The organism is Phenylobacterium immobile (ATCC 35973), assembly GCF_001375595.1.
In the GTDB taxonomy this organism is placed as follows: domain Bacteria; phylum Pseudomonadota; class Alphaproteobacteria; order Caulobacterales; family Caulobacteraceae; genus Phenylobacterium; species Phenylobacterium immobile.
This window is the reverse complement of sequence record NZ_CVJQ01000001.1, coordinates 396,504-418,230: the sequence shown is the minus strand read 5'-3', so window position 1 is coordinate 418,230 and position 21,727 is coordinate 396,504. Positions and strand designations below refer to the sequence as shown.

25 protein-coding genes are annotated in these 21,727 nt (G+C 67.1%); 11 read left to right on the top strand and 14 right to left on the bottom strand.

The window, feature by feature from the left end:
* Positions 1–9: 9 nt before the first annotated feature.
* From BN1313_RS02050 to BN1313_RS02030, 5 genes are read right to left on the bottom strand one after another with little or no spacing between them, the layout of a single operon-like run.
* Positions 10–798, bottom strand: a complete 789-nt coding sequence (locus tag BN1313_RS02050) for a ParA family protein (RefSeq protein WP_425415027.1) — start codon at positions 796–798, stop codon at positions 10–12.
* A 4-nt stretch (positions 799–802) separates the two neighbouring features.
* Positions 803–1,462, bottom strand: coding sequence for a 16S rRNA (guanine(527)-N(7))-methyltransferase RsmG (gene rsmG, locus BN1313_RS02045; protein WP_091735882.1), 660 nt, complete (start codon positions 1,460–1,462; stop codon positions 803–805).
* Positions 1,440–3,311 (bottom strand): tRNA uridine-5-carboxymethylaminomethyl(34) synthesis enzyme MnmG, encoded by a 1,872-nt coding sequence (gene mnmG / locus BN1313_RS02040; protein WP_091742138.1) that lies wholly within the window; start codon positions 3,309–3,311, stop codon positions 1,440–1,442. Before mnmG ends, rsmG begins: the two co-directional genes overlap by 23 nt.
* A 34-nt stretch (positions 3,312–3,345) precedes the next feature.
* Positions 3,346–4,683, bottom strand: a complete 1,338-nt coding sequence (mnmE, locus tag BN1313_RS02035; RefSeq protein WP_091735879.1) for a tRNA uridine-5-carboxymethylaminomethyl(34) synthesis GTPase MnmE — start codon at positions 4,681–4,683, stop codon at positions 3,346–3,348.
* Positions 4,680–4,925 (bottom strand): DUF6489 family protein, encoded by a 246-nt coding sequence (locus BN1313_RS02030; RefSeq protein WP_091735876.1) that lies wholly within the window; start codon positions 4,923–4,925, stop codon positions 4,680–4,682. Before BN1313_RS02030 ends, mnmE begins: the two co-directional genes overlap by 4 nt.
* 105 nt (positions 4,926–5,030) lie before the next feature.
* Here BN1313_RS02030 and BN1313_RS02025 point away from each other — a divergent pair, with 105 nt between their 5' ends.
* Both BN1313_RS02025 and BN1313_RS02020 read left to right on the top strand, forming a co-directional pair.
* Positions 5,031–5,729: a dienelactone hydrolase family protein gene (locus BN1313_RS02025; RefSeq protein WP_091735873.1), complete on the top strand. Its 699-nt coding sequence runs from the start codon at positions 5,031–5,033 to the stop codon at positions 5,727–5,729.
* On the top strand, positions 5,729–6,697 hold the full coding sequence (locus BN1313_RS02020) for a quinone oxidoreductase family protein (protein ID WP_091735871.1): 969 nt from the start codon (positions 5,729–5,731) through the stop codon (positions 6,695–6,697). Before BN1313_RS02025 ends, BN1313_RS02020 begins: the two co-directional genes overlap by 1 nt.
* Positions 6,698–6,735: 38 nt before the next feature.
* Here BN1313_RS02020 and rho read toward each other — a convergent pair whose 3' ends face one another.
* From rho to hemE, 4 genes are all read right to left on the bottom strand, one after another.
* A complete protein-coding gene (rho, locus tag BN1313_RS02015; protein WP_245620059.1) occupies positions 6,736–8,196 on the bottom strand; it encodes a transcription termination factor Rho in 1,461 nt (486 codons plus the stop codon).
* Positions 8,197–8,426: 230 nt separating this feature from the next.
* A complete protein-coding gene (locus BN1313_RS02010) occupies positions 8,427–8,894 on the bottom strand; it encodes a CopD family protein (protein ID WP_091742132.1) in 468 nt (155 codons plus the stop codon).
* Entirely contained in the window at positions 8,891–9,913 is a 1,023-nt protein-coding gene (gene hemH / locus BN1313_RS02005) for a ferrochelatase (protein ID WP_091735868.1), read from the bottom strand. The genes BN1313_RS02010 and hemH overlap by 4 nt, the downstream gene beginning before the upstream one ends.
* Complete coding sequence (gene hemE, locus BN1313_RS02000) at positions 9,910–11,004, bottom strand: uroporphyrinogen decarboxylase (RefSeq protein ID WP_091735865.1); 1,095 nt, start codon at positions 11,002–11,004, stop codon at positions 9,910–9,912. The genes hemH and hemE overlap by 4 nt, the downstream gene beginning before the upstream one ends.
* 535 nt (positions 11,005–11,539) lie before the next feature.
* Here hemE and BN1313_RS01995 point away from each other — a divergent pair.
* Genes BN1313_RS01995 through BN1313_RS01970 form a run of 6 tightly spaced genes read left to right on the top strand, consistent with a single transcriptional unit; the run spans position 11,540 to position 16,164 of the window.
* A complete protein-coding gene (locus BN1313_RS01995) occupies positions 11,540–12,388 on the top strand; it encodes a pyruvate, water dikinase regulatory protein (RefSeq protein WP_091735863.1) in 849 nt (282 codons plus the stop codon).
* A gap of 26 nt (positions 12,389–12,414) precedes the next feature.
* Positions 12,415–12,978: a Maf family protein gene (locus BN1313_RS01990; RefSeq protein ID WP_245620214.1), complete on the top strand. Its 564-nt coding sequence runs from the start codon at positions 12,415–12,417 to the stop codon at positions 12,976–12,978.
* On the top strand, positions 12,975–13,808 hold the full coding sequence (aroE, locus tag BN1313_RS01985; protein WP_091735857.1) for a shikimate dehydrogenase: 834 nt from the start codon (positions 12,975–12,977) through the stop codon (positions 13,806–13,808). Before BN1313_RS01990 ends, aroE begins: the two co-directional genes overlap by 4 nt.
* Positions 13,805–14,392: a dephospho-CoA kinase gene (coaE, locus tag BN1313_RS01980; protein WP_091742129.1), complete on the top strand. Its 588-nt coding sequence runs from the start codon at positions 13,805–13,807 to the stop codon at positions 14,390–14,392. The genes aroE and coaE overlap by 4 nt, the downstream gene beginning before the upstream one ends.
* 30 nt (positions 14,393–14,422) lie before the next feature.
* Positions 14,423–15,130 carry a DNA polymerase III subunit epsilon gene (gene dnaQ, locus BN1313_RS01975; protein WP_091735854.1) on the top strand — a complete coding sequence of 236 codons (708 nt, stop codon included), beginning with the start codon at positions 14,423–14,425 and terminating at the stop codon, positions 15,128–15,130.
* A 50-nt stretch (positions 15,131–15,180) separates the two neighbouring features.
* The gene (locus BN1313_RS01970) at positions 15,181–16,164 is read left to right on the top strand and encodes a quinone oxidoreductase family protein (RefSeq protein WP_176695866.1); all 984 of its coding nucleotides are present in this window, start codon (positions 15,181–15,183) and stop codon (positions 16,162–16,164) included.
* Between the two features lie 33 nt (positions 16,165–16,197).
* Here the strand turns inward: BN1313_RS01970 and secB are convergent, their stop codons facing one another.
* A complete protein-coding gene (gene secB / locus BN1313_RS01965) occupies positions 16,198–16,692 on the bottom strand; it encodes a protein-export chaperone SecB (protein ID WP_091735848.1) in 495 nt (164 codons plus the stop codon).
* Between the two features lie 241 nt (positions 16,693–16,933).
* Here secB and timA point away from each other — a divergent pair, with 241 nt between their 5' ends.
* The 3 genes from timA to BN1313_RS01950 are packed head-to-tail and all read left to right on the top strand — an operon-like array spanning position 16,934 to position 19,255.
* Complete coding sequence (timA, locus tag BN1313_RS01960; protein ID WP_091735845.1) at positions 16,934–17,563, top strand: TIM44-related membrane protein TimA; 630 nt, start codon at positions 16,934–16,936, stop codon at positions 17,561–17,563.
* Positions 17,564–17,570: 7 nt separating this feature from the next.
* Positions 17,571–18,731, top strand: a complete 1,161-nt coding sequence (locus BN1313_RS01955) for an MltA domain-containing protein (protein WP_091735842.1) — start codon at positions 17,571–17,573, stop codon at positions 18,729–18,731.
* Positions 18,728–19,255 (top strand): Smr/MutS family protein, encoded by a 528-nt coding sequence (locus tag BN1313_RS01950; RefSeq protein ID WP_091735839.1) that lies wholly within the window; start codon positions 18,728–18,730, stop codon positions 19,253–19,255. The genes BN1313_RS01955 and BN1313_RS01950 overlap by 4 nt, the downstream gene beginning before the upstream one ends.
* 13 nt (positions 19,256–19,268) lie before the next feature.
* Here the strand turns inward: BN1313_RS01950 and BN1313_RS01945 are convergent, their stop codons facing one another.
* Genes BN1313_RS01945 through hisH form a run of 4 tightly spaced genes read right to left on the bottom strand, consistent with a single transcriptional unit; the run spans position 19,269 to position 21,719 of the window.
* Positions 19,269–19,592 (bottom strand): phosphoribosyl-ATP diphosphatase, encoded by a 324-nt coding sequence (locus BN1313_RS01945; RefSeq protein WP_091735836.1) that lies wholly within the window; start codon positions 19,590–19,592, stop codon positions 19,269–19,271.
* Complete coding sequence (hisF, locus tag BN1313_RS01940; protein ID WP_091735833.1) at positions 19,589–20,362, bottom strand: imidazole glycerol phosphate synthase subunit HisF; 774 nt, start codon at positions 20,360–20,362, stop codon at positions 19,589–19,591. Before hisF ends, BN1313_RS01945 begins: the two co-directional genes overlap by 4 nt.
* Positions 20,362–21,084: a 1-(5-phosphoribosyl)-5-[(5-phosphoribosylamino)methylideneamino]imidazole-4-carboxamide isomerase gene (gene hisA / locus BN1313_RS01935; protein WP_176695865.1), complete on the bottom strand. Its 723-nt coding sequence runs from the start codon at positions 21,082–21,084 to the stop codon at positions 20,362–20,364. The genes hisF and hisA overlap by 1 nt, the downstream gene beginning before the upstream one ends.
* A complete protein-coding gene (hisH, locus tag BN1313_RS01930; protein WP_091742126.1) occupies positions 21,081–21,719 on the bottom strand; it encodes an imidazole glycerol phosphate synthase subunit HisH in 639 nt (212 codons plus the stop codon). Before hisH ends, hisA begins: the two co-directional genes overlap by 4 nt.
* Between the last annotated feature and the right edge of the window lie 8 nt (positions 21,720–21,727).

The following is a 21,727-nucleotide window of genomic DNA, read 5'->3' as shown; positions in this document are numbered from 1 at the left end:
GGAGCCTCCTCAGGCCGGCACGGCGCGACGGGCGCGCTCGCGCAGAACGACTTCTCGGGCCAGCCGCAGATAGGCCTGGCTGCCCGCGCATTTCAGATCATAGACCAGCACCGGCTGGCCGAAGGACGGGGCCTCGGAGACGCGCACGTTCCGCGGGATGACCGACTGGTAGACCGTGTCGCCGAAGTGTGCGCGGACATCGCCGGCCACCTGCTCCGACAGGCTGTTGCGCTTGTCGTACATGGTCAGCACGACGCCCTGGATTTCCAGCCTCGGGTTGAGATTCCCCCGCACGAGGTCGACCGTCCGCATCAGCTGGCTGAGGCCCTCCAGGGCGAAGAACTCGCACTGCAACGGCACCAGCACCGCATCGGCGGCGGCCATGGCGTTGACGGTCAGAAGGTTTAGCGACGGCGGGCAGTCGATCAGCACATAGCTGTAGGCGCCGCTGGACCGCAGGGGCTCCAGCGCGTCGCGCAGCCGGAAGGAGCGGCGCGCCTCATGACCCAGCTCCAGCTCGACGCCCGACAGGTCCGGATCAGCGGGGATCAGGTCCAGGCCCGGCACGGCGGTCTTGACCGTGGCGCTGAGCGCCGGCTTCTCACCCATGATCACATCGTAAAGCGTGCTGGACCGCTGAGCCCTACCAACCCCGACGCCCGTAGAGGCGTTGCCTTGCGGATCCGAATCGATCAGCAGCACCCGCTCGCCAACGGCGGCCAGGGCCGTGCCTAGGTTGATCGCCGTCGTCGTCTTGCCGACGCCGCCCTTCTGGTTGGCGACCACCAGCACCCGCATCGCGTCACCGGCCACGGCCTAGCCTCCCGATTCTGACGATACGGCCCCGCACATCGCTGCGGGAAGGAATGATCTCAGCGTCAAAGTCCCAAGATTTGGTAGCATCGTCCATATCGGATACCACATCTTGGCCTTTTAGGAAAAGTCCGACCGCGCCATCCCGCAGGTATGGCCGGGCGTAGCTCAACAGGCGCGAGAGCGGGGCGCAAGCCCGCGCCGTCACGATGTCCACAGACAGGGTGAAGTTTTCCGCCCGTGTTTGATGGACGGTCGCCGGCAGATTCAGTGTCTCAACCACCAGGTTGAGGAACCGGCAACGCTTGGCCATGCTTTCAACGAGATGGATGTGGAAACCGTCGCGGCCCTTACCCATGGCGGACAGAACGACGCCGGGCAGGCCGGCGCCAGCGCCCAGGTCGGCCCAGACCAGGGCCTCCGGCGCGAGCTCGAGCAGCTGGGCGGAGTCCCAGGCGTGGCGCGACCAGAAGCTGACTTCGGTCGCGGGACCGATCAGATTCATTCGGCTGTTCCAGTCGATCAGCAGAGCGCGGTAGGCCTCGAGATCGGCCATGACCTGGGCGTCGGCGCCGGTCAGTCGCGCGAAAGCCTCGGCGTCCGGCACGTCGACGACCGCAAGGTCCTCAGGCGGCGCGGCGACGGACATGGGCCAGCAGGGCGGTCAGGGCGCCAGGGGTGACGCCTTCGATGCGGGCGGCCTGACCCAGGGTGACCGGGCGCACGGCCGCGAGCTTCTGACGCACTTCGTTGGAGAGCCCGCCGACCGCGGCGTAGTCTAGGCTGGCGTCAAGGTGCAGGTTCTCGTCGCGACGGAAGGCGGCGGCGTCTGCGGCCTGGCGGTCAAGGTAGCCCGCATAGCCTGCGTCGATCTCGATCTGCTCGCGAACGGCCGGGCTCCAGTCGCCGATCTGCGGCCAGATCCGCGCAAGGTCTTCAAAGCCGATCGTCGGATAGGCTAAAAGCTGGCTGATATCGCGGCGTACGCCATCAGCTTTCACCGGCAGGCCGGCGCGCTGCGCCTCCTGAGGCGTCAGGCGCAGTTCCGCGGCGATCGTCCGCGCGGTCGCCAGTTCCCCTGCCTTGGCTCGCCAGGCGGCCGCCCGAGCGCCCCCGACGAGGCCCAGGTCGATTCCTCGATCGGTCAGGCGTTGGTCGGCGTTGTCCGCCCGCAGAGTCAGGCGGAACTCCGCTCGGCTGGTGAACATGCGGTAGGGCTCAGTCACACCACGGGTGACAAGGTCGTCGATCATCACGCCGATATAGGCTTCGTCACGGCCAAACAAAGCCGCCTCAACCCCATTGGCTGAGCGCGCCGCGTTGAGCCCAGCCACCAGGCCTTGCGCGGCGGCTTCCTCGTAGCCCGTGGTCCCGTTGATCTGGCCGGCCAGGTACAGGCCAGGCAGGCGCTCGACCTCCAAGTCAGGCGTCAGATCGCGCGGATCAACGTAGTCATACTCGATCGCATAGCCGTATCGCTTAACCTCCACCGCCTCGAGGCCCGGGATGGTGCGCAAGAACATCAGCTGGGTCTCAGCCGAAACGGAGGTCGAGACGCCGTTCGGATAGACCGTGTCGTCATCCAGCCCTTCCGGCTCCAGGAAGATCTGGTGGCTGGTCTTGTCGGCGAAGCGGACGACCTTATCCTCGATCGACGGGCAGTAGCGCGGGCCGATGCCCGTCGCGCGGCCGCCGTAGACCGCGGATTCCGTCAGCCGCTCGGCGATAATGCGGTGCGTCTCCGGCGTCGTCGCCGTCACCCCGCAGGCGATCTGCGGCACGTCGATACGGGCGTTCAGGAAGGAGAACGGCGTCGGCGTCTCGTCGGCCGCCTGCATCTCCAGGCGCTCCCAGGCGATCGTCTTGCCGTCCAGGCGCGCCGGCGTACCGGTTTTCAGCCGGCCCATCGGCAGGCCAAGCGCGTAGAGCCGGTCGCTCAGGCCGATCGACGGCGCCTCGCCCACCCGGCCGGCGGGCGTGCGCACTTCACCCTGGTGGATTACGCCCTTCAGGAAGGTGCCTGTGGTCAGCACGACCGAAGGCGCGCGGTAGGATTGCCCCCGAGCATCGATCGCGCCTGCCACGCGGCCGCCCTCAACGATCAGGTCTTCTACCGCAGCGGCGGCGATGGTCAGGTTCGGTGTGGCCGCGAGTTCGGCCTGCATGGCTTCGCGGTAGAGCCGCCGGTCAATCTGCGCCCGGGGACCGCGCACCGCGGCGCCCTTTGACAGGTTCAGCATGCGAAACTGGATGCCGGCCTTGTCGGCGATCCGACCCATGACACCGTCCAGGGCGTCGATCTCGCGGACTAGGTGGCCCTTGCCCAACCCGCCGATCGCGGGATTGCAGCTCATCTCGCCGATGGTTTCGAGCTTGTGCGTCAGGAGCAGCGTGCGCGCGCCAAACCGCGCGGCCGCCGCAGCGGCTTCACAGCCGGCGTGCCCGCCGCCGATGACAATAACGTCCCAGGATTGTCCGCGCGTTCCCACGCCCGGCATATAGCGCACAGCCGGCGATGTTTCACGTGAAACGCTACTTGCCGACGCAGAAGGTCGTGAAGATCCGGCCCAGCACGGCGTCTGGGTCGATACGACCCGTGATTTGATCGAGGGCGCGGGCCGCCAGTCGGACGTCTTCCGCCGCCAACTCCAGCGCCTCGTCCTGCACCAGAGCCGCTTCCAGGCGCGTGACCGCTTCGAGTAGAAGCCCGCGGTGGCGCAGACGCGTCGCCGTCGGCGGCTCGGCGCCGGCCAAGCGATCGACGACAGCCTCGGTCAAGGTGTCACGCAGCCAGGCCATATCATTGGGACTGCGGGCGGTGATCTCCATCACCGCCAGTTCAAGGTCGCCGGCGTGCTGAGCGGCGCACGCGCCAGCTTCTCCTGGCCGGAGGTCCCGCTTAGCGATGAGGCAGAGGTCACCCGCCTTAAGTTCGGCGGGCGGCGAGGCCCCGCCCTCCGCCGCGCCATCAACCACCCAGAGCCGCAGGTCGGCGTTGCTCGCCCAGGCCTGAGCCCGGCGCACGCCTTCGGCCTCTATCTCATCTTCAGTTTCCCGCAGGCCTGCGGTGTCCGCCAGCAGGACCTTGTAGCCGCCCAACAGGACCGGGACCTCGATCACATCGCGCGTCGTCCCGGGTTGAGCGGTGACGATTGACGCCTCCCGATCGGCCAGCACGTTCAGGAGCGTGCTCTTACCGGCATTGGGCGCGCCAATCAGGGCGATGCGAAAGCCGCTGCGAACCCGCTCGCCGCGTTCGGCGTCAGCCGCGGCCGCGCTGATCTCTGTGATCAGCGCCTTGAGCACCGGCCGCGCCCGCTCGGCGACATTCTCCGGCAATTCCTCGTCGGGAAAGTCCACGGCCGCCTCGAACATCGCGAGAGCCTGGACCAAAGCGTCGGCCCATCGCGCCTGGATCTGGCTCAAACGGCCGCCCAATTGGTCCAGGGCCTGGCGCCTTTGGGCGGCGGTCTCTGCGTCGATCAGATCGGCGACGCCCTCCGCCTGGGCGAGGTCCAGCTTGCCGTGTTCAAACGCCCTGCGAGTGAACTCGCCTGGGTCCGCCAGCCTAAGTCCAAGATGCGCCAAGGCTTCAACGGCCGCCGCCATCACCGCCTGACCGCCATGCAGGTGCAATTCGGCGCTATCTTCCCCGGTATAGCTGCCCGGTGCGGGAAACCAGAGGACCAGCGCCTCGTCGATCAGACCGCCATCGACATTTCTCACGCGGCGCAACGACGCTAGTCGTGGTCGCGGCAGGCGTCCCACCAGAGCGATGACCGCGCGCTTGGTCTCAGGGCCAGAGATCCGCACCACCGCGACGGCTGCCCGGCCCGCCGCCGTGGCCGGCGCGAAGATCGTGTCGGTCATTTCGTGAAGTTGGCGGCGTTCCGGGCGCTGGCTTCCATGATCTGGCGGAATTGATCCTGTGCGCCCTGGCCGAAGGCCATCCAGCTCTTCATCAGTTCCTCGGCGGGCAAGCCCTTCAGGTTCCCCTCCATCCGCAACTTCACCTGTTCGAGAAAGTGGTCGTTAAGGGCCGTCACATCCGGCAGGCCCATGTAACGGCGAGCCTCTTCAGGCGTGCAGTCGACCTCGATCGTCACCTTCATGGCGGGCCTTTCGGAACTGTTCGCGATTAAGTTATGGCGGCGTTGCGAACGCTCAAGCTACCTACCACGTTGCACTGCAAACGGGACCGGAGAGAAGGCTAAATCATGGGCGAGTACATCACGATCACGACGGCGGACGGCGACTTCAGCGCTTATCTGGCCAAGCCGCAAGCCGAGGGCCCCGCGCCGGCTGTGGTGGTGATCCAGGAGATCTTTGGTGTGAACGCCGTGATGCGGGACATCACCGACGGACTTGCCGGTCAGGGCTACCTAGCGATCTGCCCTGACCTGTTTTGGCGGATCGAACCCAACATCGACATCACTGACAAGACTGAGGCCGAGATGGCCCGCGCCTTCGAGCTTTTCGGCCTATTTGACGTCGACAAGGGCGTCGACGACATTCAGGCGACAATCACCGTGATCCGGAGTGATCCTGGCTGCAGCGACAAGGTCGGCGCCGTGGGCTTCTGCCTCGGCGGCCTGCTGGCGTTCCTCACCGCGGCCCGCACGGACGCCGACGCCTCCGTGTCCTATTATGGCGTGGGTCTTGAGGGCCGCATCGCCGAGACCGACAAGCTCGCGCGGCCTCTCCTGCTGCACATCGCCGAGGAAGACGGCTTTGTGCCGAAGACCGCCCAGGAGGTCATCATTGCGGCGCTTAAGGACCATCCGGAAGTCGAAATACACACCTACCCGGGCCGTGACCATGCCTTCGCACGGCCCGGCGGCGACAACTACAATGAGGCTGACGCCCAGATCGCCGGCCGGCGCTCCTTGGCCTTCTTCGCCAAGGCCTTGACCTGATGCGCGCGGTTCGCATCACCAAAACGGGCGGCCCTGAAGTCCTGGCCGTCACCGATGTGGACACGCCTAAGCCGGCGGCCGGTGAAATCCTGCTGCGGCACGAAGCGATCGGCCTGAACTTCATCGACACCTACCAACGCAGCGGCCTCTACCCGATCCCCCTGCCCTCAGGCCTGGGGACGGAAGCGGCGGGCGTCGTCGCCGCGGTCGGCCCTGGCGTGACGCGCTTCGCGGTTGGCGAACGCGCGGCCTATGTGACGAGAACGCTCGGCGCCTATGCAGAGCTCTCGACTGTCAGCGCCAACGAGGCGGTGAAGCTCCCCGCTGGGATCGATTCACGCATTGCGGCTGCGGCTCTGCTGAAGGGCCTGACGGCGGAGGCTCTGCTGCGACGCACCCATAATGTCGGCCCGAATGACCGGGTGCTGATCCATGCCGCAGCCGGCGGCGTCGGCCAGATCATGGTGCAGTGGGCCAAGAGGCTGGGTGCTGAAGTTATCGCGACGGTCGGCTCCGAGGCCAAGGCGGATCAGGCCCGGAAGCTCGGCGCCGATCATGTCATCCTCTACCGCGACGCCGATGTCGCCGCGGCGGTGATGAAGATCACCGGCGGCAAGGGTGTCACCGTCGCCTACGACTCCGTGGGCAAAGACACCTTCGAGGGCACGCTTGGAAGCCTCGCGACCCGGGGCCTATTTGTAAGCTACGGCAATGCGTCAGGCCCGCCGCCGCCTATGCTCTCGAGTCAGTTCGCGCGCGGGTCGTTCTTCTTCACCCGCCCGTCAGTCTATCATTACATCGCCACGCCGGAGGAGCTCGACACCAGCGCGGCGGCGTTGTTCGATGTGATCGGTACAGGCGTGGTGTCGGTGGAGGTCGGCCAGACCTATCCGCTGGAGGATGTGCGACTGGCCCATGAGGCCATGGCGTCCCGCACCACCTTAGGCGCGAGCCTGCTGATCCCTTGAAGGAGCGGCCTGTTTCACGTGAAACAGGCCGCCCTCGATCAGGTGTTCATCGACTGGAAGAAGTCGTCGTTCGTTTTCGAATTACGCAGCTTATCCAGCAGGAATTCGATCGCATCCTGCGCGCCCATTGGATTCAGGATTCGCCGCAGAATGTAGGTCTTCTGCAGATAGCCCTTGTCGGTGATGAGCTCTTCCTTGCGGGTCCCGGACTTCAGCACATCGATCGCCGGGAAGATGCGCTTGTCGGCCACCTTGCGGTCGAGGACGATTTCCGAGTTACCGGTGCCCTTGAACTCTTCGAAGATGACTTCGTCCATCCGGCTGCCGGTGTCGATCAGGGCCGTGGCGATAATGGTCAGCGAGCCGCCTTCCTCGATGTTCCGCGCCGCGCCGAAGAAGCGCTTGGGGCGCTGCAGGGCGTTGGCGTCGACGCCGCCGGTCAGCACCTTGCCGGACGACGGCACCACGGTGTTGTAGGCGCGGCCCAGGCGGGTGACAGAGTCCAACAAGATCACCACGTCGCGCTTGTGCTCGACCAGGCGCTTGGCCTTTTCGATAACCATTTCAGCGACTTGCACGTGCCGCGTGGCCGGCTCGTCGAAGGTCGAGGCGACAACCTCGCCCTTAACCGTGCGCTGCATGTCGGTGACCTCTTCCGGCCGTTCGTCGATCAGGAGGACGATCAGGTAGCACTCGGGGTGGTTCGCCTCGATCGACTTGGCGATGTTTTGCAGCATCACCGTCTTGCCGACCCGTGGCGGCGCGACGATCAGGCAGCGCTGGCCCTTGCCGAGCGGGGCAACGATGTCGATGACGCGGCCAGAACGATCCTTCACCGTCGGGTCTTCCAGCTCCATCTTGATGCGCTGGTCGGGGTAGAGCGGCGTCAGGTTGTCGAACAGCACCTTGTGCCGGACGTTCTCCGGGCTTTCGAAATTGATCAGATCGACCTGGACCAGGGCGAAATAGCGTTCGCCTTCGCGCGGCGCGCGGATCAGGCCGTCGACGCTGTCCCCGGTGCGCAGGCCGAACTTCCGGATCTGCGAGGGGCTGACATAGATGTCGTCGGGGCCGGGCAAATAGTTGGCTTCCGGCGAGCGCAGGAAGCCAAAGCCATCCTGCACCACTTCCAGGGTGCCTGAGCCCGAGATCTCCACGCCTTCTTCGGCGAGAGTCTTCAGGATCGCGAACATCATGTCCTGCTTGCGCATGGAATTGGCGTTCTCGACCTCGAGGGTCTCGGCGATGGCCAGGAGGTCCACCGGCGGCTTGTCCTTCAGCTCCTGAAGGCTCATCCGCGTGAGACCCATCGCGGCGATCGCCTGGGCGACCTCGGAGGGACCTTCCGGCTCGGACTGCGCCTCCTCGGCGGCGGCCGCATCGGCCTCATCCTGGGCGGCGATGTTCCGCTCTTCCGCCTGTTCGGCGCTCAGATCTTCGGTGACGCCTTCGGTGACGTCGTCGGCGGTGGTGTTTTCGTCTTGCATGGTGTCGCTCATCACGCGCCCCCGACCGGGCCGGGCGGCGCTTCCTTGTATTTGAGGACGCGGGGTCGGCTCTTGAGGCCTGGCGCGTCGTTGAAAGTCGTCTTCGTCTCGTCGTGGGGGTCCGACCAGGGGCGCATCATCATGGACGCGCGGTCGGAAAAGGCGGGGCGCCCCGGCGATGAACCGATGCGTACCCTATGCGGAACCACATGGGGCTCGTTGGGTCAAGCGCGGCTGCAGAATCAGCGGGCGCCGAACTCGGTGGTCACGGCGATGACCATGACGATGGCCGCCAGGAACGGAAGCTCGTTGGTCATGCGCCAGAACTTATTGGACTTGGTGTTGGTCCCGGCCGTGAACGCCCTGCGCGCCCGTCCCAGATAGAGATGCCACCCGGTCAGGAAAAGGACCCCGGCCAGTTTTGTCGACATCCAGGGTTCGCCCAGAAAGCCCCAGCCCTGGCTGCGCCGATGGGCGTCGATCCAGATCAGCAGGCCGCCGAACACCCAGGCCGCCATCATCGCCGGGTTCATGATGATCCGGTAGAGCTTGGCCTCCATCACCGTGAAGGTCTCGGCCTTGTCCGAGCCCGGCTCGGAATTAGCGTGATAGGCGAACAGGCGCGGCAGATAGAGCAGCCCCGCCATCCAGGCGATCACCGCCAGGATGTGCAGGCCGCGGACCAGGTCATAGGCGCTGTCGAAGGTCATGCCGCCGCTCGCATTCCACATTTTCCCAGGGTTTTCGGACAGCGCCAGTCGCCGTAGGGCGCCGCCCCGCTCGCACGGCCGAGGGCGCCAAGCGCGGCCGCCGCCAGATCGGTGATGAAAGCCTCGCGCACGCTGGCCGTAGGGCTGCGCAGGTACGGCGCGCATCCGGCGGCCTCCGCCGCATGGGCGTAGTCGATGTCCAGCTCGACCAGCGTTTCGACGTGCTCGGAGACGAAGGCGATCGGGCAGATCAGCACGCCCTTGCCGTCCTGCGCGGCGCCCCGAATCTCGCTCTCGGTGTCGGGCGTCAGCCATTTCATTGGCCCGACCCGGCTCTGGAAACAGACCCGCCAATCGGCGAACTGCGGCAGAAGCGCCGCCGTGGCCGCCGCCGTGGCCTCGATCTGGGCGCGGTAGGGATCGCCGCCATCGACCACCTTCTGCGGCAGGCCGTGGGCCGAGAAGAGCAGGCGCACGGCCGCCGGCGATCCGGCGGCCGCCCAGGTCTCAGCGATCGCCTCGGCGTTGGCGCGGGCCAGGCCGCCAGCCGTCGGATAGCAGCAGATCGCCCGCGCCCGGCCCGGGCCCTTGTAGGCCTTGGCCCATTCTTCAAGCGATGAGGCCGTCGTGGTCGTCGAATACTGCGGATAGAGCGGCAGCAGCACGATCTCATCCGGCGCGAACGCCGCGACGGCGGCGGCCGTCTCCTGGGCGAAGGGCTTCCAGTAGCGCATGGCGATGAAGACCTCGGCCTCGACGCCGTCACCCGACAAGCGCGCCTGCAAGGCCGCCGCCTGGGCCCGGGTCTCAGCCAGCAGAGGCGAAGCCCCGCCCATCTTGTCGTAGTTGGCCTGGGCCGTCTTAGCGCGCCGCGCGGCGATCAGCTGCGCCAACGGCAACCGCACAATCGCCGGCAGGCCGATGATGGCCGGGTCCGAGAACAGATTGGCCAGGAACGGCCGCACGGCTTTGGGCCCATCCGGTCCACCGAGGTTGAAGAGGACGACGGCCAGTCTCAAGGCGCTGTCGGCGAGGTGTTCGCGGCCTTCTTGCCCGTCACCTGTTCAATCACCTGGGCGATGTGGGCGATCGGGGTGTCCGGCATCACCCCGTGGCCGAGATTGAAAATGTAGGGGCCTGATCGCCATTGCTCAAGCAAGGCGTCCACCCGTCTTGGCAAGGCCGCCCCGCCCAGCAGCAGCAGGTGGTTGTCCAGCGCCCCCTGGATCGCCTGGCCGCCCGCCTGGATACGTTGGCCCATGACCGCGCTCGCCTGAGTGTCCAAGGCCACGGCCTGGACGGGAACCTGGGCGGCGTAGGATTCCACCAGTGCGCCCGCGCCCCGCGGGAAGCCGATGAACGGCGTGTCGACGCCGGCGGCGCGCACCTGGGCGATGATCGCTCTGTGCGGCTCGACGACGATCCGCTGGAAGACATCCTCGGCGAGACCTTCGGACCAGGACTCAAACAGCTTCAACACCTGGGCGCCGGATCGAGCCTGCATCACCAGATAACGCGCTGTCGCGTCGACCAGGATCTCCAGCAGGCGGTCCAGCGCTTCAGGGTTCGCATAGGCGTAGGCCCGCGCGCCGCTGCGATCCGAGCCCCGGCCTTCGATCATATAGGTGGCCACCGTCCAGGGCCCGCCGGCGAAACCAATCAGCGCCCGATCAGATTCGAGTTCGTCGCGCACCCGCTGAAGCGTCTCACCGATCGAGGCCAGGCGGCCGGTGGAGGCCTCGATCTGGTCGGCCAATTGTTCGAGGGGCGGCAGGGCGCCCAGCCTCGGCCCCTCACCGGCTGCGAACCAGACCTCCTGACCAAGCGCGCGGGGGATCAGCAGGATGTCGGCGAAGACAATGGCGGCGTCTAAGGGGAAACGCCGCATCGGCTGCAGCGTCGCCTCGGCCGCCATCTCCGGATTGTAGCAGAAGGCGATGAAGTCGGCGGCCTTCGTGCGTAACGCCCGGTACTCCGGCAGAGACCGGCCCGCCTGGCGCATGAACCAGACCGGCGGTCGCTCCAACGCCTCTCCGGCCAAAACCCGCAACAGGCGCGGCTGGTCCGAAGAACGCGCGGCGCCAGCCGGCGGAAAAGAAAGCTCGCTCATGACCGGGTTAAACCGCCTTCCGACCCGCGGCTCAAGCCCGCTCGGAAAACCCGTCGCCGAGCCTTCTTCCTTCTTCAGAAAGTAAGCTTCGTAGAAGCGTTGAAGATGAGGTGACAGGCCCTGTCGATGAGGTGGACAAGCCGCGCGCAGCAGCGTCCATACCCGCCTTGTCCCCAGGCCGTCCAAGCCTTGCGGAAAGTTTCATACCGGGCTGTGGATCAGGGGGACCGATCGGCAAGCCGCCTGAACCCCTTAAGGATTGATTAACCATTGCGGCGGAGATCGCCGGCGCCGATCCCAGATCGAGACTGGTGATCCTCAGACGGCCTCAAGACGGTTCAACGTCGCCGAGGCCAGTGGATTAACCAAGGGTTAACGCCCCCTTCTATCCCGGCCTTTCTTCGCAGCGATGGCTTGACCGTCTGTCAGCGCCGCCTATCCCCAATTCGCCCGGGCTTCGCTAAAAGGTATCCACACCTTCCGCCCCCAGGAATCTCGAGGCGGGGATCCGATAGAGGCGAGGCGCGACGCTTTCATGACCAATCAGAACCGGCTCGCCACCTATTTCCACGTGCATCTTGTGTCGGACTCCACTGGCGAGACCCTGAACGCCATGGCCCGCGCGGTCTGCGCCCGCTTCGATGAGGTCCTGCCCATCGAGCATATCTACGCTCTGGTCCGCTCTCAGCGACAACTCGACCGGGCCCTGCGCGACATTGAAGAATCCCCGGGCATCGTCATCCACACCATCGTTGACAGCACGCTCCGAAGCGCCCTGGAGGAAGGCTGCCGGCGGATGGACATGCCTTGCATGGCCGCCCTCGACCCGCTGGTCTCGGCGGTCTCCCGCTACCTCGGCGCCTCGACCACGACGCGGGTGGGCGCGCACCTGCGGCTGGACAACGATTACTTCAACCGCATGGACGCCCTGAACTACGCCATCGGCCACGATGACGGCCAGGGCGGCCAGGATCTCGACCGGGCCGATGTCGTATTGGTCGGCGTGTCGCGGACCTCGAAGACGCCCACCAGCATCTACCTGGCGCACCGCGGCGTGCGCGCCGCCAATGTGCCCCTGGTGCGCGGCAGCGAGCCGCCGGAGAAATTGTTCACTCTGCGGAACGCGCTCGTGGTCGGCTTGACGGTCTCCCCTGACCGGCTGCTGTCGATCCGTCGCAACCGGTTGCTCAGCCTGAATGAGGATCGGGAGTCGACCTACATCGACACCGACGCTGTCCGCGAAGAGATCATTCAGGCCCGCCGCCTGTTCGAACGCCACGGCTGGCCGGTGATCGACGTGACCCGCCGCTCGGTCGAAGAAACCGCCGCAGCTGTCATGAACCTCCTGAGCCAGGGCCATGGCCAGGTCGAGGTGCTCGGGTGACCGGCTTGGTGCTCGCGTCGAAGAGCATGGCGCGCCGGGCGGTGCTCGACGGCGCGCGCGTGCCCTTCCAGGTCGATGTCGCCGGGGTCGATGAAGAGGCTGTGAAGGCCGAGCGCCTTGCCGCTGGCGAAGGCCCGCGCGAAATCGCCGAGGCGCTCGCCGAACTGAAGGCGGTCAAGATTTCGCAGACCCGCCCCGACTACGTGATCGGCGCCGACCAGACTCTGGATCTCGACGGCGTGCTCTATGACAAGGCCGAGACGCTGGAGGCCGCACGCATACGTCTTCATACACTCCGCGGCCGCACCCATTTGCTGCATTCTGCGGTCTGCGTGGCCAAGGATGGGATGGTGCTTTGGCGCAGGACCTCGGAAGCGCGGTTGACTATGCGAAACTTCTCCGACGCCTTTCTGGACGACTATCTGGCGCGCGAAGGCCAGGCCGCCCTGGGCTCGGTCGGTTGCTATCGGTTGGAGGACCTGGGCGCTCAGCTCTTCTCCAGCATCGAAGGCGACTATTTCGCCATCCTGGGCCTGCCGCTGCTGGAGCTGATGACCTTCCTGCGCGGCGAGAAGGTTCTGGCGGCATGAAGGCGGCGGTTGTCGGTAATCCTATCGCCCACTCCCTGAGCCCCTTGATCCACGGCGCATGGTTGAAGGCCGGAGCGCTGGACGGGACCTACGAGCGCGTATTGATCCCGCTCGGCGCCTTTCCTGCCGAAATCCATCGCCTGCAGGCGCAGGGTCTGAGCGGGGTCAACGTCACCCTGCCGTTCAAAGAAGAGGCCTTGGCCCTTGCGGACGAGCCTAGCCCACGTGCGGTTCTGGCGGGGGCCGCTAACCTGCTTGTCTTCGGCGCTGATGGCCGAATTTGCGCTGACAACACCGATGGTGAAGGGATGCTGGGCGCAGTGGCGGCTCAGGCCCCTGGCTTTGACCTCACCGCGGCGCCGGTCCTGATGTTCGGCGCCGGCGGGGCTGCGCGGGGGGCCGCCGCCGCCCTGGTCGCCGCTGGCGCGCCAAGCGTTGTCATCGTCAACCGCACCTTGGCTCGCGCCGAGGCCATCGCTGCGGAGCTTGGCCCCAAGGTGCGGGCCTTTAGCCTGGGCGAGGCCGCAGCCCTGATCAGCGACGCGGGCCTGATCGTCAACGCCACCTCCGCCGGACTGGCGGGACAGCCTGGCTTTGACTTTCCGCTCGACCGCGCGCCCCGCGCCGCCGTCGCTATGGACATGGTCTACAAGCCGCTGATCACCCCGTTCCTCGCGCAGGCGGCCGACCTTGGTCTGCGGACTGTCGATGGCCTTGAGATGCTGATCCGCCAGGCTGTCCCTTCTTTCGCGGCATTCTTCGGCCAGGCGCCGGACCTTTCGGTCGATGTCCGCGGCCTTTGCCTGGCGGCGCTGGAGCCGGCCAGTTGATCAGACTGGGCCTGACCGGCTCCATCGGTATGGGCAAGTCGGCCACGGCGACGATGTTCCGCGACGAGGGCGTCCCGGTCCATGACTCGGACGCAGCCGTCCACGCGCTCTACGCAAAAGGCGGTGCGGCGGTCGAACCGGTGGGCGCGGCCTTTCCCGGTGTTGTGAAGCAAGGCGCCATCGACCGGCCGACACTCAGCGCCCAGGTGCTTGGCGATCCGGCGGCGCTCGGGCGGCTGAACGCCATAGTGCACCCCCTCGTGGCGGCCGATCGCCAGGCCTTCGTCGAGAATGTGGGCGCCGTCCCCTTGGTGGTGTTCGACATTCCGCTGCTGTTCGAGACTGGCGGCGAGAGCGATGTCGACAAGATCCTGGTCGTCACCGCGCCGGCGGAGGTCCAGCGCCACCGCGTCCTCACCCGACCGGGCATGACTCCCGAGCGCTTTGCGGCGATCCTGGCCCGACAGGTCCCAGACGCCGAGAAGCAGGCCCGCGCCGACTATGTCATCGACACGGGCCATGGGTTCGGCGCGGCCCGGCGCGCGGTGCGCGAGATCGTCGCGACGCTCCGCAGCGACGCTTGAAGCGGCCTACGAACCACGGCATCAAAGGCCATGGCCCGCGAGATCGTCCTCGATACTGAGACCACCGGCTTTGAGCCGCAGCACGGCCACCGCCTGGTGGAAATCGCCTGCCTCGAAATCGAGGACTTCATCCCGACGGGTCGCAGCTTCCACACCTATGTGGACCCTTGCCGGGATATGCCGATCGAGGCCGAGCGAGTGCATGGTCTGTCGGCGGCCTTCCTGACCGGCAAGCCGCGCTTCGAACACCCGGACGTCGCGGACGCCTTTCTCGAGTTCGTCGGAGACGCACCGATCATCGCCCACAACGCGGCCTTTGACCGGACCTTTGTCAATTTCGAGTTGGAGCTTTGCAAACGCATCGCCCTGCCCGAACGGCGGTGGATCGATACGCTCGGTCTGGCCAAGCAGCGCTTCCCAGGGATGCACAATTCTCTCGACGCGCTTTGCAAGCGATTCAAAATCTCGCTGAGCGAACGGGAGAAGCACGGCGCTCTGGTCGACGCTAAGTTGCTGGCGGCCGTCTATCTGGAACTGAAGGGCGGCCGCGAGCGCCGACTGGAGCTCACCACGGCGGCGGTGTCCAACGCCATGGCGGCGTCCGCCCAGACCATCTACGGCCAGCGCCCCATGCCGTTGGCGCCCCGATCAACGCCGGAAGAACGCGCAGCGCACGCCGCTTTCATCCGCGATGTCGTCAAGGCCGACAGCCTCTGGGCGCCGCACGGGCTGGATTGAACCTTTAGGACGCACAGCTAAGGTCGCGCCCCTCAAGCGGAGTGATGACGATGGCGAACGCGATCCAGATGCAGGCCTACGGCGGACCGGAGGTTTTGGCCTATTCTGCGGTCGAACTCGCGCCGCTCGGACCACAAGAGGTCCGGATCCAGACCCTGGCGGCGGCGCTCAATCACACTGATCTCGACATCCGCGCGGGCTACCGCCCGATCCTCAATCCGGCGCCCTTTCCATACACGCCCGGCGTGGAGGTTGTCGGCGTCCTATCGGAGGTCGGCTCCGCCGTGACCGGCTGGGCGGTCGGTGATCTCGTGGTGACCATGATGCAGGGCCTGGGCGGCGTGGCTGCGCGCCGGCCCGGCGGCTACGCCGACTTCGTGACTGTTGACGCGATCTGTCTCGCCGCGGTTCCGCCGGTGTTCAGCGCCGTGGAGATGGCGGCCATCGGCTTGGGCGCAGCCACCGCCTATGAGGGGTTGGCCCGCATCGGCGATCTCGCGGGAAAGCGTGTGCTGGTGAACGGTGCGGCTGGCGGCGTCGGCTCCTCCGCCGTCGCAATCGCCAAGGCCAAGGGCGCAAGCGTGCTGGCCCTCGTCACCCGCGACGAGCACCGCGACTATGTTGAGAGCCTGGGCGCGGACGAGGTTTTGGTAGCGCCCCGCGGCGCGGCGCCACAAATCCCCACGGGCAGCGTCGACGGGGTGCTGGACTCGGTGGGCGGCGTGCAGTTCGGCCCCTGTGTCGCGGCGCTTCGCCGACATGGCGTCCTGTCCCTGGTGGGCGCCATGGGCGGCGGCGAAGTGGCGTTCAACGCCTGGGAGTTGCTCAAGCCGCTCATCGTCACCGGCTATGCGTCCGAAGAGCTCGACGGCCCACGCCTGCAGGAAATCGTGGCCGACCTGGGCGTCCTTGCCGCTGAGAAGGGCCTGAGGGCCCCTGATGTCCAAACCATGCCGATCGGCGCGGCGCGCGAAGCCCACGCCCTGCTAGGCGCGGGCGGCGTCAAGGGCCGCATCGTTCTGGTTCCAGACTGACCCGCCTCGCAGGCGAGCCCGCCGGGTCCCGCTTTAGGCGTTGCCCATGATCGTGCTGCCGGTTTCGATGCCGGCCTCTGCCTTGCGCGAGGCGTAGACCCCGGCGAAGTCGATCGGGTCCAGCATGAAGGGCGGGAAGCCGCCGTCCGAGGTGACGTCAGCGATCATCCGGCGGGCGAAGGGGAAGAGAAAGCGCGGGCACTCGACCAGTAAGACCATTTCCATATCGGCTTCCGGGATACCGGAGATTTCGAAGACGCCCCCGTACAGCAACTCGACAACGAAGACGGCGCCCTCCGGCCGGTTGGCTTTGGCCGACAGCTTCAGGTCGACTTCGAACAGGCCATCTTCACGGCCTTTGGCGTTCATCTCGACGCCGATGTCGATCTGCGGCTGGCCTGCGCCGGCGCGCAGTGAGTCCGGAGCGCGGGGGTTCTCGAAAGAGAAGTCGCGGACAAACTGCGCCAGGATGCGGATGCTGGGCGCAGCATCCAGGGTGGCTTCGATCGCGGGGTCGATGTCGGTCATGGCGTGGAGGTCCGTGTTCGGCCGTAGATGGGGCGCGGGGCGGAGGCGAATTTCGCGCCCGACAGGCCGGTTCGGCTAACATGAGCCCCAGGTCGATGCAACGCCGCCCCGGCGCCCGGCGGTCCTGGAGCGTTGAGGCTCTGACGCAGAGGCCCCTGACGCGACGGCCCTGGCGCCCTATATAGGTAGGTTCGAAGGCCCGATATCTGAACAGAGCGGGCCGAGTTGTGAAGGACATGACTTGCAAGCCTTGGAGCTGATCATTTTCGCGGGCCTCGCCGGCGTCGTGCTCTACCAGCTCTACGCCGTGCTCGGTCGTCGGGTCGGTCGCCAGCCGGAAGACCAGGCCGCCGCCGATCAAGAGTCTGCGCCCAGCGCTAGCCGCGCGCCCGAACGCCCGCAGGATGAAGGCGCGGCCGTCGCCGCGGCGACCCTGACCGGCGTGGCCGCCGTGAAGGCCCGCGATCCAGGCTTCGACGCGGGCCATTTCCTCTATGGCGCCAAGCAGGCCTACGAGATGATCGTGCGCGCCTTCGCCGAGGGCGACCGCGCCCAGCTTCGCAACCTGTTGTCGCCACAGATGATGGACGGCTTCGAGGCCGCCATCACAGAGCGCGAACGCGAAGAGCGTACTGAACGCGTTGAATTCCTGCATCCGCCGCGGGCCGACCTGGAGAAGGCGGAAGTCGCCTCCGGCGACGTCGCCCGTCTGACCGTGCGCTTCCTTGCCGAGTTCCGCAGCCGCTCAAAAGGGCCTGAGGGCGAGGCGGTCGACGATCGCCGCACAGCCGAGCTCTGGACCTTCGAGCGTCCGCTGAAGGTCCGCGATCCCAACTGGACCCTGGTCCACGTCGCCGCCGCAGAGGCCTAAAATCCCCTTGGTCAGGCGTCCGATCTATTGGGCGCTCGCCGTCCTGCTCCTGCTCGCCGCCTGCGCGAGCCCGCGCGAAGCGCCGCGGCCAGCGCCAGTTCCTGTTCCCGCGCCAAGCCCGACGCCTTCGCCCGCGCCTGCGCCAATTCCCCCGCCGGCGGAGCCTGACCTTGGCCGGGTACTGCCGCTCGAGGCCCTGAAGGGCTGGGCCGAAGAAGATCATGCTGAGGCTCTGCGCGCCTTCGCCGAAACTTGCAGCGTGTCCCGAGAGCCTGGAATGGCGCCGGTCTGCCGCGAGGCGCGAGCGCTCAGCCCGTTGGAAGACCGCGACGCCAAGGCCTTCCTGGAAAGCCGTCTTCGCGCGCGTCGCCTAGCTGGTGAAGGGGTGCTGACCGCCTATTTCGCGCCAGAATATGAGGCGCGGCTTACGCCGAACGCCGAGTTCTCAGCCGCCGTACGCCCCAAGCCCCTGGACCTGAAGGTCGCCGACGGGGTGGTCAGCCGGATTGGCCGGGGCGGGACGCTCTCGCCCTATCCCGAGCGCGCCGCCATCGAGGCCTCGCCACTGGTGGAGCCGCCGGTCGCCTGGATGCGCCCTGAGGAGTTGTTCTTCCTGCAGATCCAAGGCTCAGGGGTGCTGACCTTCGCGGACGGTCACCGGATGAAGGCGCTTTACGCCGCCAACAACGGCCGTCCCTTTGTGGGGGTCGCCAACGCCATGCGTGATCGCGGCCTGCTGGACCGCGACAACACCTCCGGCGAGGCGATCCGGGCGTGGCTCGCGGCCCATCGCGGGCCCGACGCTGACGCGATCATGCGGCTCAATCCACGCTACGCCTTCTTCAGCCTTGCGCCGGACGACGGCCGTCAGCCGGCGGGCGCCGCGGGCGTGCCCTTGCCCACCGGCCGCGCTGTGGCGGTGGATCTGTCGTTGCACACGCTGGGTGAAGTCTTCTGGATCGACGCGGAGGCGCCGATTCTCGCAGGTGCGTTTCCGGCCTACCGGCGGATGGTGACGGGGCTCGACACCGGCGGGGCGATCAAGGGCGAGGTGCGCGCCGATCTCTACCTGGGACAGGGCGCGGCGGCAGGACTTGAGGCTGGCCGGGTGCGCCACACCCTGCGGATGTACCGCCTGGTTCCGGCGGCGACCGCGACCTGGCCATGAAGCGCCCGCTGAAGCCCGACGAGGTCAAGGTCTGGGGGCTGGTCGCCTCCACCGTCCGCGCCCTGCCCGGCCGAAGCGTCCCCAAGACCGAAAGCGTCGAACCGCCCCCGCTGATCGACCCTCACGCGCCTGCCGCGCGCGTGCCGCCGACCAAGGCCAAGACCGCGAAGGCTAAGCCGAAGTCGCGGACCGTCCTGGACGACATCGAACCCAACCGCCGACACCGCATCGCCCGCGAGCGCGATCCCGTGACCGCCAAGCTCGATCTGCATGGTCTGGATCAATACCGCGCCCAGCAGGTGCTGGAGACCTTCATCCTGCGCGCCTGGGCGGACGGGTCGCGGGCGGTCCTGGTGATCACGGGCAAGGGCGTGCAGGGCGATGGGATCCTGCGCCGCCGCGCGCCGGAATGGCTCGCGGCGGCGCACCTGGTCCATGTCGTCGCCGGCGTCAGCCACGCCGCCCGACACCACGGGGGCGAAGGCGCGCTTTACGTCGCGTTGAAACGGCGGCCGGCGAAGTAGGCGGACCAGGGCCCTAGGTGGCGCGCGAGGCTTTCTCGGCCAGTCCCGAAGTCCCTTCGCGGGCTTCCAGCTTGGCGGCCACGGCGTCCAGGCTTACGCCGGAGGCGGCCAGCGCGACCAGCCAGTGGTAGATCAGGTCGGCGCTCTCGGCGGCGATGGCGTCGGAGTCGGCCAGGGCGATCGCGATCACCGTTTCGACGGCTTCTTCGCCGAGCTTTTTGGCCGCCCTCGTAGGGTCGGCCAGCAGTTGCGCGGTGTAGGACGCCGACGCGTCAGCGCCCTTGCGGGCTTCGATCGTCGCGGCCAATCGCGCCAGCACATCTGGGAGCCCGCTCATGCCGCGACCCTTGCGCCCTGGCGCACCGGGATGCCGGCGGCGGCCATTACGGCCTTGGCCCCATCAATGGTGATCTCGCCGAAGTGGAAGATCGAGGCGGCCAGCACCGCATCGGCGCCGCCCTTCGTCACCGCATCGGCCATGTGTTGGGCGTTGCCCGCGCCGCCCGAGGCGATCACTGGCACATGCACCGCCGAAGTCACCGCCCGCAGCAGAGCGGTGTCGTAGCCGATCTTGGCGCCGTCGCGGTCCATGGAGGTCAGCAGGATCTCACCGGCGCCCTTCGCGACCGCTTCGGCCGCGTAGTCGATGACGTCGAGTCCCGTATCGTTGCGCCCGCCATAGGTGAAGACGCGCCAGTGGTCGCCCACGCGTTTGGCGTCAATGGCGACGACGGTGGCCTGGGCCCCGAAGGCGTCGGCGCAAGCGGAGATCAGGTCGCGATTTTCCACCGCCGCGGTGTTGATCGAGATTTTGTCGGCGCCGGCCAGCAACAGCCGGCGCGCGTCCTCGACCTTGCGTATGCCGCCGCCCACCGAGACTGGCATGAAGCAGACCTCGGCCGTGCGGGCGACGACATCGAGGATTGTGCCGCGGTTCTCATGGGAAGCGGTGATGTCGAGAAACATCAGTTCGTCGGCGCCGGCGGCGTCATAGGCGCGAGCCTGCTCCACTGGATCGCCGGCGTCGCGTAGGGCTACGAAGTTCACACCCTTCACCACGCGGCCGTCCTTGACGTCCAGGCAGGGGATGACGCGAACCCGCAGCATCAGGCGGCGACCTTCAGCGCCTCGGCCGGAATGATCGCGCCGTTGTAGAGCGCCCGACCCAGAACCGCGCCCTCGATCGGCACGCCCTTGCGGGCCCGCAGGCGCACGATATCGTCGACCGTGGCCAGGCCGCCGGCGGCGATGACTGGGATCGAGACCGCGTCGGCGATGGCGCCGAAGGCCTCAACGTTGAAGCCCATGACCGTACCGTCGCGGTCGATATCGGTGATGATCAAGGCGGCGACACCAACGTCTTCGAAGCGCTTCGCCACAGTCACGGCGTCGAGATCGGAGGATTCCGTCCAGCCTTGGGTCGCGACCTTGCCGGCGCGCACGTCGACGCTGACCGCAATCTGTTCAGGGTAGGCCTTGGCTGCGGCGCGGACAATCTCAGGCTGGGTCACGGCCACGGTGCCCAGGATCACGCGGCTGACACCGGCTTCGATCCAGCGCTCGATATCAGCCAGGGTCCGGATTCCGCCGCCCAGCTGCACCGGCACCGAAACCGACGCCAGGATGGCTTCGACCGCATCGGCGTTGACGGCGCGCCCGGAGACGGCGCCGTTCAGGTCGACCACATGGATCCAGTGGAACCCGGAGTCGGCGAAGGTTTTCGCCTGGTCCGCCGGAGAATTGTTGAACACCGTCGCAGTGTCGAGGTCGCCGTGCAGGACGCGCACGCACTGGCCGTCCTTCAAGTCGATCGCGGGGTAGAGGATCACGGGCGCCACTCCAGGAAACGCGCCAAAAGGGACAGGCCGGCGGCCTGGGATTTCTCCGGGTGGAACTGCACGCCAGCGACGTTGCCGCGCGCAACGGCCGCCGGGAACCGGCCGCCGTGGTCCACATAGGCGCTCACATCGGCTTCGTCCTCCGGAAAGAAAGCGAAGGAGTGGGTGAAGTAGACTGGGTCGCCTGCGATCAGAGGCGCGACGATCGGCTGCTCGGCGGATACATCGACAAGATTGTTCCAGCCCATGTGCGGCACCTTGGCCGCCGGGTCGGCGCTCTCCAGCTTGCGCACCTCGCCGGGAATCCATCCCAGGCCCTCGGTCACGCCGAACTCCAGGCCGCGGGACGCTAGGAGCTGCATGCCGACGCAGACGCCAAGAAAGGGCGCGCCGCGGGTCTCAACCGCCTCGGTCATGGCCTCGATCAGCCCGTCGCGGGCGGCCAGTGCATCCATACAGGACTTGAATGCGCCGACGCCGGGCAGCACGACCCGATCGGCCGTCGCCACGGTTTGCGGGTCCGCCGTGGCGACGATGCGCACGCGGCCGTCCGCCGCCTTCACCAGGGCCTTTTCGGCTGAGCGCAGGTTGCCCGACCCGTAGTCGATCAGGGCTAGGGTCTGGATCGACACGG